We start from the raw sequence: 15,665 nt of genomic DNA, 5'->3' as shown, positions 1-15,665 counted from the left end.
ACCCCCGCACCCCGAGGGAGGACCGGCACCCCGCACGCCCGAGGGAGGACCGGCACCCCCCTCCGCACGCCCGAGGGAGGAAGCGAGAGCCATGACCGACCCCGCCCGCGACACCCTGCCCCTGCCCGACTACGACCATCTGCCGATCGGCGGTCTGGAGAGCCGTGTGCGGTCACTGTCCGCCGACGAGGTGGAGGAGCTGCTGGCGTTCGAGCGCTCGCACGCCGACCGGCTGCCGGTGACCGAGCTGTTGTCGGCCCGCCTGGGCCAGCTGCACGCGGGCGCCGAGCCGACCTCGGGGAACCCGGGCGCCCCGCGTCCCGAGCACAGCGGCGGCCGCTCCGGCTCGCCGGTCTCGCCCGCGACCTCGCCGCAGCCCTTCAGCCCGCCCCCGCACGGCACCCCCGACCAACGGGGCAAGCCGAAGGGCGACCGCACCTAGGATCCGGGCCCGCCGGTCTTCCCGGCGTTTCCGTCCCGGGGGCCCGGGCACTCGTGGGCCGTGCTGAGCAGGAAGAGTACGGCCCGGACCCGGCCCCCCGCGGCGGAGCGCGCCGCCGACGCGCTGGACGCCCGGCTCCCGGTGTACGACGGCGGCAAGCTGCTGCGGAAGGCCTTCCCGGACCACTGGTCGTTCTTCCTGGGCGAGATCGCCCTCTACAGCTTCGTCGTCCTGCTGCTGACGGGCGTCTGGCTGACCCTCTTCTTCCACCCCTCGATGACGGAGATCGTCTACAACGGCTCCTACCGGCCCCTGGACGGGATCCGGATGACGGAGGCGTACCAGTCGACGCTGCACATCAGCTTCGACGTGCGCGGCGGCCTGCTGATCCGCCAGCTGCACCACTGGGCGGCGCTGGTCTTCCTCGCCGCGATCGGCGTGCACCTGCTGCGGATCTTCTTCACCGGCGCCTTCCGCCGCCCCCGCGAGGTCAACTGGCTGATCGGCGTGACCCTGTTCGTGCTGGCGCTGGCCGAGGGCTTCGCCGGCTACTCCCTGCCGGACGACCTGCTGTCGGGGACGGGCCTGCGGATCGCGCAGGGCATCATGCTGTCGATCCCGGTCGTCGGGACGTACATCAGCATGTTCGTCTTCGGCGGCGAGTACCCGGGCCACGAGCTGATCCCGCGGCTGTACTCGCTCCACATCCTGCTGATCCCCGGACTGCTGCTGGCGCTGGTCGCCGTCCACCTGATGCTGGTGGTCTATCTCAAGCACACCCAGTGGGCGGGCCCGGGCCGCACCAACCGCAACGCCGTCGGCAAGCCCATGGTCCCCCAGTTCACGGCGAGTTCGGGCGGCCTGTTCTTCATGGTCTTCGGACTGCTGACGGTCCTCGCCGGGCTCGCGCAGATCAACCCGGTCTGGGTGTACGGCCCCTACCGGCCGGACATGGTGTCGACCGGTTCCCAACCGGACTGGTACGTCGGCTTCCTGGAGGGCTCGCTGCGTCTGGTGCCGCCCTGGGAGACGGCGGTCGCCGGGCACACCGTGATGTGGAACGTCCTGCTGCCCGCCGTGGTGCTGCCGCTCGCCCTGTTCGCGGTGCTGTACGCCTACCCGTTCCTGGAACGCTGGGTGACCGGTGACGACCGGGAACACCATCTGTGCGACCGGCCCCGCGACAACCCCGCCCGCACCGGTCTCGGTGTCGCCGGCATCTGCTTCTACGGCGTCCTGCTCCTGGCCGGCGGCAACGACATCATCGCGCACACCTTCAAGATCTCCCTGAACACGCTGACCTGGGTCTTCCGCATCGCCGTGGTGGTGCTGCCGCCGCTGGCGCTGATGGTCACCAGGCGGGTGTGCCTGGCCCTGCAGGAGTCCGAGCTTAAGAAGCTGCACGAGGGCGAGGAGACCGGCGCGGTGCGCCAGACGATCACCGGCGGCTACGTCGAGGCCCATGAGCCGCTCGACGAGGAGCAACAGTACGTGCTCCGCGCGCGCCGGCTGCCCGAGCCGCCGCCGGCCGAACCCGACGGGCAGAGCCCGCAGTTGGAGCGACTACGGGCCACGCTGAGTTCCTGGTACTACGGCGACCGGGTCCAGGAGCCGGGCAACGGCGAGGTCCCCGAGCGCGGGTCGGGCGACGGCGAACTCGCTCAGCGGGACCGCGAGTTGGAGGGCTGACCGGGCCGGGCGTCCGGGCCCGAGGGCTCGGCGCCGGGGTCCGGACGGTCGACGTACTGGAAGACCATTCCGAAGACACCGAGCCCGAGGACGCCGAACCCCAGCAGCACCAGCCACAGTCCGAAGACGACGCCGAGGGCGAGCAGGACCGCGCCGAGCGCGACGACGATGGGCCAGGGGCTGAACGGGGAGAAGAACTCCAGTGGGCCCGCCGTGTCGATGATCTCGGCGTCCGGCCGGTCCTGCGCGCGCAGACCGCGCCTGCGGTACTGCACGTGCAGGAAGAACGCGACGAGCGCGGCCATCAGGAAGGCGATCCCCAGGGCGGCCGTACCGGCGGGCTCGCGGGAGCGCCACCAGTAGCCGACGGCGGTGACGGCGAAGAAGAGGGCGACGCCGGCGAAGAGTCGGGACTCGGTGCGCATCAGCTCTCCTGTTTCGTCTCCTGCTGTCCCGCCGCCACCTGCTCCGCCACCTCCGGGTGGTGCAGGTCGAAGGCCGGCGACTCGGAGCGGATCCGGGGCAGGGCGGTGAAGTTGTGGCGCGGGGGCGGGCAGGAGGTGGCCCACTCCAGGGAACGGCCGTAGCCCCAGGGGTCGTCGGTCTCGACCTTCTCGCCGTACCGGGCGGTCTTCCAGACGTTGTAGAGGAACGGCAGGGTGGACAGGCCCAGCAGGAAGGCGCCGATGGAGCTGACGGTGTTGAGCAGGGTGAAGCCGTCGGCGGGCAGGTAGTCGGCGTAACGGCGGGGCATGCCCTCCTCGCCGAGCCAGTGCTGGACGAGGAAGGTGGTCTGGAAGCCGACGAACAGCGTCCAGAAGTGGATCTTCCCGAGACGTTCGTCGAGCATCTTGCCGGTGAGCTTGGGCCACCAGAAGTAGAAGCCGGCGAACATCGCGAAGACCACGGTCCCGAACAGGACGTAGTGCAGATGGGCCACGATGAAGTAGCTGTCGGTCAGGTGGAAGTCCAGCGGCGGCGAGGCGATCAGCACACCGCTCATGCCGCCGAGCAGGAAGGTCACCATGAAGCCGCAGGACCAGAGCATGGGTGTCTCGAAGGACAGCGATCCCTTGATCATCGTGCCGATCCAGTTGAAGAACTTCACCCCCGTCGGCACCGCGATCAGGAACGACATCAGCGAGAAGAACGGCAGCAGCACCGCGCCGGTGGCGAACATGTGGTGGGCCCACACCACCGCGGAGAGCATGGTGATGGCGATGGTCGCGCCGACGAGGGTGACGTAGCCGAAGATCGGTTTACGGCTGAACACCGGGATGATCTCGGAGACGATCCCGAAGAACGGCAGCGCGACGATGTAGACCTCGGGATGGCCGAAGAACCAGAACAGGTGCTGCCACAGCAGGGCCCCGCCGTCGGCCGCCTCGAAGACCTGCGCCCCGAACTTGCGGTCCGCCTCCAGCGCGAACAGCGCGGCGGTCAGCACGGGGAACGCGGGCAGCACCAGGATCGACGTGAACAGCACGTTCCAGGTGAAGATCGGCATCCGGAACATGGTCATGCCGGGGGCGCGCAGACACAGGATGGTGGTGATGAAGTTGACCGCGCCGAGCGTGGTGCTGACACCGGTCACGATCAGCCCCATCACCCACAGGTCGCCGCCGGCGCCGGGGCTGTGCACGGAGTCGTTGAGAGGCGCGTAGGCGAACCAGCCGAAGGCCGCCGCTCCACCGGGCACCAGGAACCCGGAGACGACCATCAGCCCGCCGAACAGATACAGCCAGTACGACAGGGCGTTGAGTCGCGGGAACGCGACGTCCGGGGCGCCGATCTGCAGCGGCATCACCGCGTTCGCGAACCCGGCGAACATGGGCGTCGCGAACAGCAGCATCATCACCGTGCCGTGGATGGTGAACAGCTGGTTGTACTGCTCCTGGCTGACGATCTGCAGCCCGGGGCGGGCGAGTTCCGCCCGCATCAGCAGGGCGAGGACGCCTGCGAAGAGAAAGAACGAGAACGCGGTCGTGATGTAGAGATGGCCGATCACCTTGTGGTCGGTCGTGGTCGCCCAGCGCAGCAGCGCCCGCCCGAGCGACGAGCGCGTGCGCGGCCGCACCGGCGCCTGGCGCGGCCGCGCCGTCCTCCTGTCCACCGCCATGCGCCGCCGGGTACCCGGGGGCGGTGAAGTCACTCACCGCCCCCGGGGTCTCTCACCTGCTGTCACTCGCCCCGGTGGTCTCCGTCAGAGCCGCACGTCCGGCCTCCAGGCGGGCGGCCGGGATCCGGAAGGGAGAGCAGGAGACGTAGTCCAGTCCCACCCGGTGGAAGAAGTGGATCGAGGCGGGGTCGCCGCCGTGCTCTCCGCACACGCCCGTCTCCAGCCGGGCGTTGACCGTGCGGCCGGCCTCGACGGCCAGTTCCACGAGCCGTCCGACGCCCTCCTGGTCGATCGAGTCGAACGGCGAGACCTCGAAGACCCCCTTGTCCAGGTAGAGCGGGAAGAAGGACGCCTCCGCGTCGTCCCGGGACAGACCCCAGGTTGTCTGGGTGAGGTCGTTGGTGCCGAAGGAGAAGAAGTCGGCGGCCGTGGCGATGCGGTCGGCGATGAGCGCGGCACGCGGCAGCTCGATCATCGTGCCGATCGGGCAGTCGAGTTCGACGCCGGTCTCCTTCATGACCTCGGCGAGGACTCGTTCCGTCTCGGCGCGGGCCAGCCGCAGCTCCTCGACCGTGCCGACGAGCGGGATCATGATCTCCGCGCGGGGTGTGCCGCCGTCCCGCAGCCGCCGTACCACCGCCTCCGCGATCGCCCTGACCTGCATCGCCATCAGGCCGGGCACGGCCAGGCCCAGACGCACACCGCGCAGGCCCAGCATCGGGTTCTGCTCGTGCATGCGCACGACGGCGGCGAGCAGTCGGACGTCGTGCGGGTCGGGTTCCCCGGCGCGGGCGATCCGGACGGCCAGCTCGGTGCGGTCGGGCAGGAACTCGTGCAGCGGCGGATCGATCAGCCGGATCGTCACGGGCAGCGCGTCCATCGCGGCGAGGATGCCGGTGAAGTCCTCCCGCTGCAGCGGCAGCAGGGCGGCCAGCGCCTGCTCGCGGTCGGTGTCGTCGCGGGCCAGGATCATCGCCTCCACCAGCGCCCGGCGCTCGCCGAGGAACATGTGCTCGGTGCGGCACAGCCCGATGCCCTGCGCGCCGAGCGCACGGGCGCGGACGGCGTCCTCGGGCGTGTCGGCGTTGGCCCGCACCTCCAGGCGCCGTACGGCATCGGCGTGGGCCAGGGCGCCGAGCACGGCTTCGGTGAGCGGGCCGGTGGCGGTGCCGGACTCCAGGGCGCGGCCGACATCCGACGCGGTGAGGGGCAGTTCGCCGAGGTGGACGGTGCCCGCGGTGCCGTCGACGGAGACCGTGTCGCCCTCGCGGACGACGACGCCCGCCTCCGTCGTGAACCGGCGAGCGGCCGGGTCGACGGCGAGGGCCTCGGCGCCGCACACGCACACCTTGCCCATGCCGCGGGCGACCACGGCGGCGTGGCTGGTCTTGCCGCCCCGGCTGGTCAGCACGGCCTGGGCGGCGATCATGCCGGGCAGGTCGTCGGGCGTGGTCTCGCGGCGCACCAGCACCACGCGTTCGCCGGTGGCGGCTCGGCGTACCGCCTCGGCGGAGTCGAAGACGACGGCTCCCACCGCGGCGCCGGGTGAGGCGGGCACGCCGTGGGCGAGGGGCCGGTCGGCCGTCTGCACGTCGAAGCGGGGGAACATCAGCCGGGTCAGTTCGGCGCCGTCGACCCGGACCAGGGCCTCGTCGTCGGTGATCGTCCCTTCCTCGCGCAGGTCGTGGGCGATACGGAAGGCGGCCTCGGCGGTGCGCTTGCCGACCCGGGTCTGCAGGATCCACAGCTTGCCGCGCTCCACGGTGAACTCCACGTCGCACAGGTCGCGGTAGTGGCCCTCCAGGGTGCGCAGATGGTCGCCGAGTTCGACGTAGGAGCGCGGGTCGAGCGTCTTGAGCTCGCTCAGCGGCAGCGCGTCGCGCACGCCGGCGACTACGTCCTCGCCCTGGGCGTCGGGCAGGTAGTCGCCGTACATGCCGCGTTCGCCGGTGGCCGGGTCGCGGGTGAAGGTGACTCCGGTGCCGGAGTCGTGGCCCAGGTTGCCGAAGACCATCGCCTGGACGTTGACGGCGGTGCCCAGGTCCTCGGGGATGTGCTCGCGGTGGCGGTAGACACGGGCGCGCTCGGTGTTCCAGGAGTCGAAGACGGCGCGGATGGCACGGGAGAGCTGCTCGGCCGGGTCCTGCGGGAAGTCCTCGCCGGTCTCCTTGCGGATGATCGCCTTGAACTCCTCGGTGAGCCGGGCGAGTTCGGCGGTGTGGAGGTCCTCGTCGTGGGCCGTGCGCGCGGCGATGGCCTGCTCGAACAGGTCGCCGTCCACGCCCATCACGGTGTGCCCGAACATCTGGATGAGCCGCCGGTAGGAGTCCCAGGCGAACCTGTCCTGTCCGGACGCCTTGGCGAGCCCGGTCACCGAGCGGTCGTTGAGGCCGATGTCGAGGATGGTCTCCATCATGCCGGGCATGGAGAAACGGGCGCCCGAGCGCACGGACACCAGCAGCGGGTCGTCGGGCGCGCCGAGGGTGCGGCCCATGGCCCGCTCCAGGCCGGCCAGCGCCCGGGCGGCCTCGATGCCGAGTTCGGGCGGCTCCTCGCCGGTGGCCAGACAGACCTTGCAGGCGTCGGTGGTCACCGTGAATCCGGGCGGGACGGGCAGCCCGATCCGGGTCATCTCGGCGAGTCCGGCGCCCTTGCCGCCGAGCAGGGCGGCCATGTCCCGGTCGCCCTCGGCGAACGTGTACACGTACTTCGTCGGCTTGCTCATGACGGCCTCTCAGTCATGGGGTACGACGGCCACGGGGCAGCCGACGTGGTGGATGACGGCGTGGGTGACGGGGCCGGTGCGCGGGCCCGCGGGCCGGCCGGTGACGCGGCGGCCGACGACGAGCAGGCCCGCCCCGGAGGCGGCCCGCAGCAGCGCGGACCGGGCCCGGTCCTCGGTGACCGTCTCGGTGACCTCGACGCCGGGATACTTCTCCCGCCACACCTGCAGCACGGCGCTCAGGAAGCCGAGCCATTCCTCGGCCCGCTCGGGACCGGTCAGGAGGCCGATGTCACCGGCGCCGAGTCCGATCGGGGACGGCGGCTGCCAGGCGTGCACGGCCCGCAGGCGCGCGCCGCGCGAGCGGGCCGCCTCGAAGGCGAACTCGATCACCTCGTCGCAAGGTGCGGTGGGATCGATGCCGAGGACCACGTCCCTGACACCACCGGTGCCGTCCGGAAACCGCTCGTCGGGCGTCTCCTCATCCGCCCGGACGAGGACGACGGGGCAGGCGGCCCGGGCGACCACGCCCAGCGCGACGGAACCGACCAGGAAGCCGGTGAAGCCACTCGGTCCGCGTGAGCCCAGCACGAGGAGGTCGGCCCGCTCGGCCGCCTTCAGCAGCGCGGCGGTCGCGGGCCCCTCCATCTGCTCGTCCTCGACGCGGACACCCGGGCAGGTACGGCGGACGCGCTCCTCGGCCTGACGCAGCGCGCGCCGCGCCAGGTGGCGCTGGGCAGCCGTGGCGGGTTCGCCCTCGTCCTGGCGCGGGTGCCAGTTCCAGACGTGCACCAGACGCAACGGCCGCTCACGGCGGACCGCCTCACGGGCGGCCCAGTCCGCGGCGGCCAGACTCTCGGCGGATCCGTCGACGGCGGCGATGACGGGCGGCAGCATGCTGTGCACCTCCTGCGCTCGGTCTGCTCCTCGCTGCCAGCGTCGGCCCCGCGCCTACCGGCGGGTATGGGCCGCCAGGGCTGTGCCCGGGTCCGTTCGGCCCTGCACCGCGGGCCGCCTTCCGGGCACAGTGGAGACCCCGGCCCGGAAGGCGGCATGTCATGGAACGAATGATCATCGCCTGTGTCGACGACTCGCCCCAGGGCCGGGCCGCGGCCGTCTGGGCCGAACGGGAGGCCGCGTTGCGGGCGCTGCCCCTGCGCGTGGAGCAGGGCCCGCCGACCGATGACGGGGCCTACGCCGACGCGGAGTTGATCGTGCTCGGCCTGGTCCGAGGATTCCGGCTCCCCGCGATCCGGACGGCTCCCGTCATGGTCGTCGCGTGGACGCCGTACCGCCTCCCCGAAACCGTGACGGTCGGTCTCGACGCCCGCAACCCGGCGAGCGGCGTGCTCGGGTTCGCCTTCGAGGAGGCCCGTCTGCGCGGGGTGCTGCTGCATGTGGTGCACTCCTGGGAGCTGCCCGCGCGGGCGGCCGAGCGGTCGCCGCTGCCGGTGCTGGAGGAGGACCGTGCCACCTGGGAGGACCAGGAGGTCCAGGTCCTGTCCGACGCTCTGCGGCCGTGGCGGGGCAAGTACCCCGACGTCGAGGTCCTGGAGGATGTCGTCCTGCTCGGTCCGGCCGAGGCACTGGTCCACGCGGCCGGCGCCTCCGGGCTGGTGGTGATCGGCCGCCGCACCGGCGACACCGCGCTGGACGTGCTGACGGAGGTGCGGTGCCCGGTCGCCGTGGTACCGGGTTAGCGGCTCGAGCCTCTGGGCCAGGCGGGGACGCAGGCGGGCGGGGTGCCGTCGGTCCGGCCGGCCGTGATGACGTACGCGGCGCGGTCGGGGTCGGTGCGCAGCAGCGGGAAGGCGACCAGCAGGTGCTGTCCGGCGGCGATCCTGTCGGGGCGGACGGAGAGGACCGGCTTTCCGCCCTTGGCCAGTTCGATGCGCCAGGTGGACGAGGGCGCGTCGTCCCCGGAGCTGGTCGGCGCCGCTGTGCACGCGGGGTCCCCGGCGTAGACGACGGCCGGGACGCCGAGGCGGTTGAGGTCGCGCTGCAGCCGGGCGGTGTCCAGCAGTCTGCCGTCCGGTCCGCTGATGGCGAGCCTGACCCGGCCGCCGGCCTCGCGCTGCAGGGTGTACGCGACGGTGGTGATCCTCTGCGGCTGCTGCTCCCGGGTGGCCCGGGTCGGGGTGGCGGGCCGGTCGACGGCCACGGTGACGAGGGTGGCGCCTGCCGCGGCGACCCCCGCGAGGGCGAGCGGCAGCCGGTGACGGGCCACCCAGGTCCGGCGCCGTACGGGGAAGGGGGCGACGGTCCGTTCCGCGGCGAGGGCGGTGAGCCGGTCGCCGAGGCGCTGCTGGAAGCCGACGGGCGTACGAGTGGTCATGACGCGTTCTCCAGGGCGGGGTCGGGCAGTCGGGAGCGATCGGCGTCCTGCTCGGTGACGCCCTCCGCGGTACGCAGTGCGCGGCGGGCCCGGTGCAGTCGGACCCGTATGGTGGCCTGGCTGAGGCCCAGGACCTGGGCCGCCTCGCGGGGTGTCAGCCCGTCGACGGCCACGAGGTCGAGCACCGCCCGCAGCGGTTCGCTGAGGGCGCTGTGCCGTTCGGCGAGCTCCCGCACGGCCCGCTCGGCGTCGATGCGCTCCTCCAGGGCCGCGATGTCCTCGCTCTCCAGCAGCCGCCGTCCGGTCAGCCGGGCCACCGCCCTCAGTTCACGGACGGAGCCGCGGCCGTGGGAGGACATCACGTTGCGCGCGATGCCGTACAGCCAGGCGATCGGGGCTCCCTGCCGGGCGTCGTAGCGGTCGGCGGCCTCCAGGGCGGCGACGAACACGTCGGCCGTGAGGTCGGCCGCCAGGTGGGGGTCGGCGGTGCGGCGGGTCACGAACGAGAGCACCGCCTCGAAGTTCTCCTCGTAGAACGCCGAGAATCCGGCGGGGTCGCTTCTGGGCGGTGCGGGTCGCCGTCGGCCACCGCGCTCGGGTGTGTGCACCCGTTCCTCCAAAGGGGTCGGTCGTCCTTGCACCCGTTCTTGGCCGCAGCACGGCGCGGCGTTACATCCTGGCCGCCCCGCCGCTCGCGGGGAGGACCGGCCCCGCCGGTCGGGCCGTTCGGCCCATGTGTCCTTCGGCTCCGGCGGCCCACGGTGAGGACCATGAGGACCCGTACGCGGATCGCGGTCATCGGTGTCGGCAACGAGTTCCGGCGCGACGACGGCGTCGGCTGGGCCGTGATCGCCCGGCTGCACCGGCGCACCGAGGACCGGCCGCTGCCGCCGGACACCGTGGTGGCCACCTGCGACGGTGATCCCGGCCGACTGATCGGCCTGTGGGAGGGCGCGGCCCTCGCCGTGGTCGTGGACGCGGCCCACGCCCATCCCGGCACTCCCGGCCGCGTACATCGCCTGGAACTGGACGCCGGCGTACCGGTCCCGGCGTCCGCCACCAGCTCGCACGGGCTGGGGCTCGGCGAGGCGGTGGAGCTGGCCCGGGTCCTTGACCTGCTGCCGGAGCGGCTCGTGGTGTACGCGGTGGAGGGCGCCGACGGTGACTTCGGTACCGGCCTCTCCCCCGCCGTCGAGGCGGCCGTGGACCCGTTGGCCGAGGCCGTCGAGGGCGAGATCGCGCGCCGCGCGGACGTCGTGGCCCGGAGGCGGTCATGACGGTACGGCGCTTCCATGTCGAGGGGATCGTCCAGGGTGTCGGCTTCCGCCCGTTCGTGTACCGCACCGCTTCCTCGCTGGGCCTGGACGGCTGGGTGGCCAACGTCAACGGCCATGTGGAGGGCGAGGTCGCCGGGCCGCCACGGGCCGTCGAGGAGTTCGTGGCGCGGCTGCGGGCGGACGCCCCCGCGCTGGCCCGGGTGCGCCGGATCCGCCTGACCGAGGCCCCGCCGGTCGACGTCGGCCCCGGATTCCGGGTGCGGCACAGCGTGCCCGCCGACGCCGCTGCGGTGGTCCGCGAAGTCCCGCCGGACGCGGCGATCTGCGACGCCTGTCTGCGTGAACTGCGCGACCCGCGCGACCGGCGGCACCGCTACCCGTTCATCAACTGCACGGACTGCGGCCCGCGCGCCACGATCATCGAGGACCTCCCCTACGACCGTGTCCGCACCACCATGCGCCGCTTCCCGCTGTGCGCCGCCTGCGCCGCCGAGTACGCCGACCCGGCCGACCGCCGCTTCCACGCCGAGCCCATCGCCTGCCCCGAATGCGGGCCGCGGCTCGCCTGGGAGGAACTGCGCGGCGAGGAGGCCCTGCGGGCCGCCGTGAAGACCGTCGAGGAAGGCGGGATCGTCGCGCTCAAGGGACTCGGCGGTTATCAACTGCTGTGCGACGCGGGCGACTCGCGGGCGGTGCGGGACCTGCGGCGGCGCAAGCACCGTCCGACGAAACCGTTCGCCGTGATGGTGCCCGACCTGCGGACCGCGTCCCGGCTGGCCCGCATCGGTTCCACGGAGGAGCAGACCCTGACCTCACCGGAACGCCCCGTGGTGCTGCTGGCCCGGACCCGGGGGCACGGCCCGGACCCGCTGGCCCGCGAGGTGCACCCCGGTCTCACGCGCGTCGGCCTGTTCCTGCCCACCACCGGACTGCACCACCTCCTGCTGGACGAACTGGCCCGGCCCCTGGTGGTGACCAGCGGCAACCTCAGCGACGAGCCGATCGCCGTGGACGACACCGCGGCCCGCGGCGCCCTGGCGGGCGTCGCGGACGGGTTCCTCACCCACGACCGGGAGATCCGCTCCCGCTACGACGACTCGGTCGTGCAGTTCACCGGCCGCACCCGCGTCACCGTCCGGCGGGCCCGCGGACTGGCCCCCGCCCCGCTGCCGATGACCGTCCGCGAGCCGGTCGCCGGGGCCGGTGCCCAGCTCAAGCACACCTTCACCCTGGCCGCCGACGGCCACGCCCACCTCGGCCCGCACACCGGCGATCTGGCCGACCTGTCGACCCACGAGGCGTTCCTGGCGTCGTACGACCAACTGCGCCGGCTGACCGGCATCGAGCCCCGTGTCGTCGCCCACGACCTGCATCCCGGCTATCTGTCCACGCAGTGGGCCGAGGCCCAGCCGGTAGGGCGGATGCCGGTGCAGCACCACCACGCGCATGTGGCCGCCTGCGCCGCCGAGCACGGGGTGCGGGGAGCGTTCCTCGGGATCGCCTACGACGGACTGGGGCTCGGCGACGACGGCACGCTGTGGGGCGGTGAGATCCTCCTCGCCACCTTGAGCGGCTACCGCCGGGTGGGCCGGTTCGCCTCGGCGCCCCTGCCGGGCGGGGACGCGGCCGTACGGCATCCCTCCCGGGCGGCGCTCGGGCGGCTGTTCGGCAGCGAGACGCTGGGCTCCCCGCGGCCGTACCCCTGGCTCACCCGGCACTTCACCGAGCGGCTCGATCCGCGCGAGGTGGCCACCGTGCGGGCCATGGTGGCCCGGGACGTCAACTGCCCGCGCGCCTCCAGCGCCGGACGGCTCTTCGACACGGTCGCCGCGCTGCTCGGGCTCGCCGACCGGGTGAGTTACGAGGGCGAGGCGGCCGTCCTGCTGGAGACGGCGGCGGGCGACGAGCACGCCGTGCCGCTCGGCCACCGGATCGTGCGCTCGCAGGGACTGTGGGTGTACGACCCGACGCCGACGCTCGTCGATCTGCTGACACGGCAGCTCGGCGGCGAGTCGGTGGCCCGGCTCGCGGCGGCCTTCCACGCGACGGTCGCGATCGTCACGGCGGATCTCGCCGCACGGGCCGTCGCCGAGGGCGCGCCGCGCACGGTGTGTCTCGGCGGGGGCTGCTTCGTCAACTGGCGGCTGCTGACCGAGGTGCGGCGGCGGCTGCACGCGCAGGGGCTGCGGGTGTTCGTCGGCGGTCAGGTTCCCGTCGGTGACGGCGGTGTCAGCTACGGGCAGGCGGCGGTCGCGGCGGCGCGGCTGGCCGGGGAGGAGTGAGCGGGGATGTGTCTTGGCATTCCGGGACGGGTGACGGAGGTCCACTACGACGCGGGTCTGCGCATGGCGACCGTCGACTTCGGGGGGATACGGCGGGAGGTCTGCCTGAGCTGCACGCCCGAGGCGGACGTCGGGTCGTACGTCATCGTGCACGTGGGCTTCGCGATCACCCTGGTCGACGAGGCGGAGGCCGAGCGGACCCTCGAGGTGCTGCGGGCCATGGCGGGGGCGGTTGAGGGCGAGCTGGGTGAACCCCTGCCCCGGCCGCCCGCCCCTCCGTCATGAGATCCGGTCGACTCCGCTCCCAGGGCCGGTCGGCCCATGCGCCCGCCGCGGGACGCGCCGGAAGCTGAGGGTGGACGAGCACGATCAGCCCTGACGAGGAGGACCGTATGAGCGTCACCACAGCGCCTGCCGTGCTCGACCGGGACGGGCTGGACGCCTTGGTCACGGCTCTGGTCGGGCAGGGGCGCACCGTCGTGGGACCCACCGTGCGGGACGGGGCGATCGTGCTGGCGGAGCTGGCCTCGGCCGACGCGCTGCCCTTCGGCTGGGGCGTGGAGCTGGAGGCCGGACGGTACCGGCTGGTGCGACGCGAGGACGGGGCCGCCTTCGCGCACAGCGCGGGGCCCCAGTCCTGGAAGACCTTCCTGCATCCGGCACGGGAACGGCTGTGGAGTGCCGACCGGACGCCGGAGGGGCACGTGTCCTTCACCCCCGAGGAGCCCGCCGCCCCCGACTACGCCTTTCTCGGCGTGCGGCCCTGTGACCTGCGGGCCGTGGCCATCCAGGACCGGGTGCTGACCGGTGGACGGTACGAGGACTCCGGGTACGGGGCACGCCGGCGGCGGGCGCTGCTCATCTCCGTCGACTGTGTGGAGCCCGGCGCGACCTGCTTCTGCGTGTCCACCGGGGGCGGCCCCGCCGCCGATCCGGGCTACGACCTGGCGCTGACCGAGGTGGTGGACGGCGACGGGCACCGCTTCCTGGTGCGCGTCGGCAGCGAGGAGGGCGCCCGGCTGCTGGAGGCGGTGCCGCACCGCGGCGCCGACCCGGCCACCGAGACCACGGCCCGGGCCTCGGTCGACGCGGCGCGCGACCGCATGGGGCGCTCGCTGCCGCCCGTCGACCTGCGCGCGCTGATGGGCGCGAGTCTGGACGCCGAGCGCTGGGACGACGTCGCCGCGCGCTGTCTGACCTGCGGCAACTGCACGATGGTGTGTCCCACCTGCTTCTGTGTGACCACCGAGGAGGTCACCGACCTCACCGGCGACCACACCGAACGCTGGCAGCGCTGGGACTCCTGCTTCGACCTGGACTTCTCCTACCTCCACGAGGGCCCGGTCCGTTCCTCGGGCAAGGCCCGCTACCGGCAGTGGCTCACCCACAAACTCTCCACCTGGCACGACCAGTTCGGCACCTCGGGCTGTGTCGGCTGCGGCCGGTGCATCGCCTGGTGCCCGGCCGGCATCGACATCACCGAGGAAGTCGCCGCGCTGCACACCGAATCGGAGACGGAGCGATGACCCCCTCGATCACCCTGCGCCTGGAACACGCGATGCCCGTCGAGCACCGGGAACGGCTGCTGCGCATCGCGCGCGAGGTCGACCTGAAACCGGACACCCGGCTCTTCGAGGAAGGCGGGCACGCCGACCGGTTCTGGATCGTCCGCGACGGCACGGTCGCCCTCGACATGCATGTCCCCGGCCGTCGCACACCGGTGATCGAGACCCTCGGCACGGGTGATCTCGTGGGCTGGTCCTGGCTGTTCGAGCCGTACGTCTGGCAGCTGGGCGCGGTCACGACGACACGGGTGCGGGCGTACGAGTTCGACGCGGTCGCCGTGCGTCTGATGTGCGACGACGACGCCGAGTTCGGGCGGGCGGTCGGCCGCTGGGTGGGGCGGGTGCTCTCCCACCGGCTGAACGCGGCGCGGGCCCGGCTCGTCGACCTCTACGGCTCCCCGGCCGCCTTCCTGAGCGGCGGTGCCGGATGACCGCCGTACCCGTCCCCCATCTCGTGGTCGACCGGCGCAGGGACACCGCGGAGACGGTCACGCTGCGGCTGGAGCCGGTCGGCGAGGCGCTGGCGGAGTTCGCGCCGGGGCAGTTCGCGATGGTGCACTGCTTCGGACGCGGGGAGATTCCGCTGTCGGTGAGTTCCGTGCAGGGTACGGGCGGGCTGGCGCACACGATCCGCAGTGTGGGCGCGGTCTCCGACGGGCTGTGCGCGACGCGCGTGGGTGACGTGGTCGGCCTGCGGGGCCCGTACGGAACGAGCTGGGAGCTCGAACCGGCCCGTGGACAGGACGTGTTGGTGGTGGCCGGCGGCATCGGCCTGGCGCCGCTGCGCCCGCTGATCCTGGGCGCGCTCGCCGAACCCGAGGCGTACGGACGGGTCAGCGTGCTCGTCGGCGCGCGGACCCCGGCCGACCTCATCTCCCGCGAGGAACTGGAGCAGTGGGCCACGGCGTACACGGGGGTGACCGTGGACTGGCCCGACACCGGCTGGCACGGGGACGTCGGGGTCGTCACCCAGCTGCTCGGCCGGGCGCCCTTCGACCCGGACCGCACCTGGGCGTTCGTGTGCGGTCCCGAGCCGATGATCCGCGCCACCGCCCGGGATCTCGCACAGCGCGGGGTGCCACCGGAGCGCATCCGGGTCTCGCTGGAACGGAACATGCGCTGCGCGACCGGGCACTGCGGGCACTGCCAGCTCGGCCCGCTGCTGGTCTGCCGGGATGGACCGGTCGTCGGCTGGGAGCAGGCCCAACCGCTGCTGTCGGTAAGGGAGTTGTGA

General features: G+C 72.9%; 15 protein-coding genes. 9 read left to right on the top strand and 6 right to left on the bottom strand.

Annotated features, from left to right (window positions below; translation table 11 throughout):
- The first annotated feature begins 91 nt into the window (after nucleotides 1–91).
- Together MKW14_RS09200 and qcrB are read left to right on the top strand one after the other, a co-directional pair.
- Entirely contained in the window at nucleotides 92–442 is a 351-nt protein-coding gene (locus MKW14_RS09200) for a DUF8129 domain-containing protein (RefSeq protein WP_240860937.1), read from the top strand.
- Between the two features lie 60 nt (nucleotides 443–502).
- Nucleotides 503–2,131 (top strand): cytochrome bc1 complex cytochrome b subunit, encoded by a 1,629-nt coding sequence (gene qcrB / locus MKW14_RS09195; protein ID WP_240860935.1) that lies wholly within the window; start codon nucleotides 503–505, stop codon nucleotides 2,129–2,131.
- Here qcrB and ctaF read toward each other — a convergent pair.
- From ctaF to MKW14_RS09175, 4 genes are read right to left on the bottom strand one after another with little or no spacing between them, the layout of a single operon-like run.
- Nucleotides 2,104–2,556, bottom strand: a complete 453-nt coding sequence (gene ctaF / locus MKW14_RS09190) for an aa3-type cytochrome oxidase subunit IV (RefSeq protein WP_240860933.1) — start codon at nucleotides 2,554–2,556, stop codon at nucleotides 2,104–2,106. The genes qcrB and ctaF overlap by 28 nt on opposite strands.
- Complete coding sequence (gene ctaD, locus MKW14_RS09185) at nucleotides 2,556–4,250, bottom strand: aa3-type cytochrome oxidase subunit I (RefSeq protein WP_240860931.1); 1,695 nt, start codon at nucleotides 4,248–4,250, stop codon at nucleotides 2,556–2,558. The genes ctaF and ctaD overlap by 1 nt, the downstream gene beginning before the upstream one ends.
- Nucleotides 4,251–4,302: 52 nt before the next feature.
- Entirely contained in the window at nucleotides 4,303–6,975 is a 2,673-nt protein-coding gene (gene ppdK / locus MKW14_RS09180) for a pyruvate, phosphate dikinase (protein WP_240860929.1), read from the bottom strand.
- Nucleotides 6,976–6,984: 9 nt separating this feature from the next.
- The gene (locus MKW14_RS09175) at nucleotides 6,985–7,869 is read right to left on the bottom strand and encodes a universal stress protein (RefSeq protein WP_240860927.1); all 885 of its coding nucleotides are present in this window, start codon (nucleotides 7,867–7,869) and stop codon (nucleotides 6,985–6,987) included.
- Between the two features lie 161 nt (nucleotides 7,870–8,030).
- Here MKW14_RS09175 and MKW14_RS09170 point away from each other — a divergent pair, with 161 nt between their 5' ends.
- Nucleotides 8,031–8,672: a universal stress protein gene (locus tag MKW14_RS09170; protein WP_240860925.1), complete on the top strand. Its 642-nt coding sequence runs from the start codon at nucleotides 8,031–8,033 to the stop codon at nucleotides 8,670–8,672.
- Here the strand turns inward: MKW14_RS09170 and MKW14_RS09165 are convergent.
- Together MKW14_RS09165 and MKW14_RS09160 are read right to left on the bottom strand one after the other, a co-directional pair.
- On the bottom strand, nucleotides 8,669–9,307 hold the full coding sequence (locus MKW14_RS09165) for a hypothetical protein (protein ID WP_240860923.1): 639 nt from the start codon (nucleotides 9,305–9,307) through the stop codon (nucleotides 8,669–8,671). The genes MKW14_RS09170 and MKW14_RS09165 overlap by 4 nt on opposite strands.
- Entirely contained in the window at nucleotides 9,304–9,915 is a 612-nt protein-coding gene (locus tag MKW14_RS09160) for an RNA polymerase sigma factor (protein WP_240860920.1), read from the bottom strand. Before MKW14_RS09160 ends, MKW14_RS09165 begins: the two co-directional genes overlap by 4 nt.
- Before the next feature lie 162 nt (nucleotides 9,916–10,077).
- On the opposite strand from MKW14_RS09160, the gene MKW14_RS09155 reads away from it, so the two are divergent.
- The 6 genes from MKW14_RS09155 to MKW14_RS09130 all read left to right on the top strand — a co-directional run bounded on the left by MKW14_RS09155 (nucleotide 10,078) and on the right by MKW14_RS09130 (nucleotide 15,665).
- Nucleotides 10,078–10,584 carry a hydrogenase maturation protease gene (locus MKW14_RS09155; RefSeq protein ID WP_240860918.1) on the top strand — a complete coding sequence of 169 codons (507 nt, stop codon included), beginning with the start codon at nucleotides 10,078–10,080 and terminating at the stop codon, nucleotides 10,582–10,584.
- Nucleotides 10,581–12,866 (top strand): carbamoyltransferase HypF, encoded by a 2,286-nt coding sequence (gene hypF, locus MKW14_RS09150; protein WP_240860916.1) that lies wholly within the window; start codon nucleotides 10,581–10,583, stop codon nucleotides 12,864–12,866. The genes MKW14_RS09155 and hypF overlap by 4 nt, the downstream gene beginning before the upstream one ends.
- 6 nt (nucleotides 12,867–12,872) lie before the next feature.
- Complete coding sequence (locus MKW14_RS09145) at nucleotides 12,873–13,151, top strand: HypC/HybG/HupF family hydrogenase formation chaperone (protein WP_240860914.1); 279 nt, start codon at nucleotides 12,873–12,875, stop codon at nucleotides 13,149–13,151.
- 107 nt (nucleotides 13,152–13,258) lie between these two features.
- Nucleotides 13,259–14,392: a 4Fe-4S dicluster domain-containing protein gene (locus MKW14_RS09140; RefSeq protein WP_240860912.1), complete on the top strand. Its 1,134-nt coding sequence runs from the start codon at nucleotides 13,259–13,261 to the stop codon at nucleotides 14,390–14,392.
- Nucleotides 14,389–14,862: a Crp/Fnr family transcriptional regulator gene (locus MKW14_RS09135; protein ID WP_240860910.1), complete on the top strand. Its 474-nt coding sequence runs from the start codon at nucleotides 14,389–14,391 to the stop codon at nucleotides 14,860–14,862. Before MKW14_RS09140 ends, MKW14_RS09135 begins: the two co-directional genes overlap by 4 nt.
- The gene (locus MKW14_RS09130; RefSeq protein ID WP_240860908.1) at nucleotides 14,859–15,665 is read left to right on the top strand and encodes an FAD/NAD(P)-binding protein; all 807 of its coding nucleotides are present in this window, start codon (nucleotides 14,859–14,861) and stop codon (nucleotides 15,663–15,665) included. Before MKW14_RS09135 ends, MKW14_RS09130 begins: the two co-directional genes overlap by 4 nt.

The organism is Streptomyces gilvus, from assembly GCF_022513565.1.
Lineage (GTDB): Bacteria > Actinomycetota > Actinomycetes > Streptomycetales > Streptomycetaceae > Streptomyces > Streptomyces gilvus.
This window is presented reverse-complemented; position numbering and strand designations above follow the sequence as displayed.

Bases quoted from the DNA above. Each gene is read 5' to 3' on its own strand.
- MKW14_RS09155 (WP_240860918.1), top strand. From the start codon at position 10,078: ATGAGGACCCGTACGCGGATCGCGGTCATCGGTGTCGGCAACGAGTTC.
- ppdK (WP_240860929.1), bottom strand. From the start codon at position 6,975: ATGAGCAAGCCGACGAAGTACGTGTACACGTTCGCCGAGGGCGACCGG.
- MKW14_RS09140 (WP_240860912.1), top strand. From the start codon at position 13,259: ATGAGCGTCACCACAGCGCCTGCCGTGCTCGACCGGGACGGGCTGGAC.
- ctaD (WP_240860931.1), bottom strand. From the start codon at position 4,250: ATGGCGGTGGACAGGAGGACGGCGCGGCCGCGCCAGGCGCCGGTGCGG.
- MKW14_RS09135 (WP_240860910.1), top strand. From the start codon at position 14,389: ATGACCCCCTCGATCACCCTGCGCCTGGAACACGCGATGCCCGTCGAG.
- hypF (WP_240860916.1), top strand. From the start codon at position 10,581: ATGACGGTACGGCGCTTCCATGTCGAGGGGATCGTCCAGGGTGTCGGC.
- MKW14_RS09175 (WP_240860927.1), bottom strand. From the start codon at position 7,869: ATGCTGCCGCCCGTCATCGCCGCCGTCGACGGATCCGCCGAGAGTCTG.
- MKW14_RS09130 (WP_240860908.1), top strand. From the start codon at position 14,859: ATGACCGCCGTACCCGTCCCCCATCTCGTGGTCGACCGGCGCAGGGAC.
- MKW14_RS09165 (WP_240860923.1), bottom strand. From the start codon at position 9,307: ATGACCACTCGTACGCCCGTCGGCTTCCAGCAGCGCCTCGGCGACCGG.
- MKW14_RS09170 (WP_240860925.1), top strand. From the start codon at position 8,031: ATGGAACGAATGATCATCGCCTGTGTCGACGACTCGCCCCAGGGCCGG.
- MKW14_RS09200 (WP_240860937.1), top strand. From the start codon at position 92: ATGACCGACCCCGCCCGCGACACCCTGCCCCTGCCCGACTACGACCAT.
- MKW14_RS09145 (WP_240860914.1), top strand. From the start codon at position 12,873: ATGTGTCTTGGCATTCCGGGACGGGTGACGGAGGTCCACTACGACGCG.
- ctaF (WP_240860933.1), bottom strand. From the start codon at position 2,556: ATGCGCACCGAGTCCCGACTCTTCGCCGGCGTCGCCCTCTTCTTCGCC.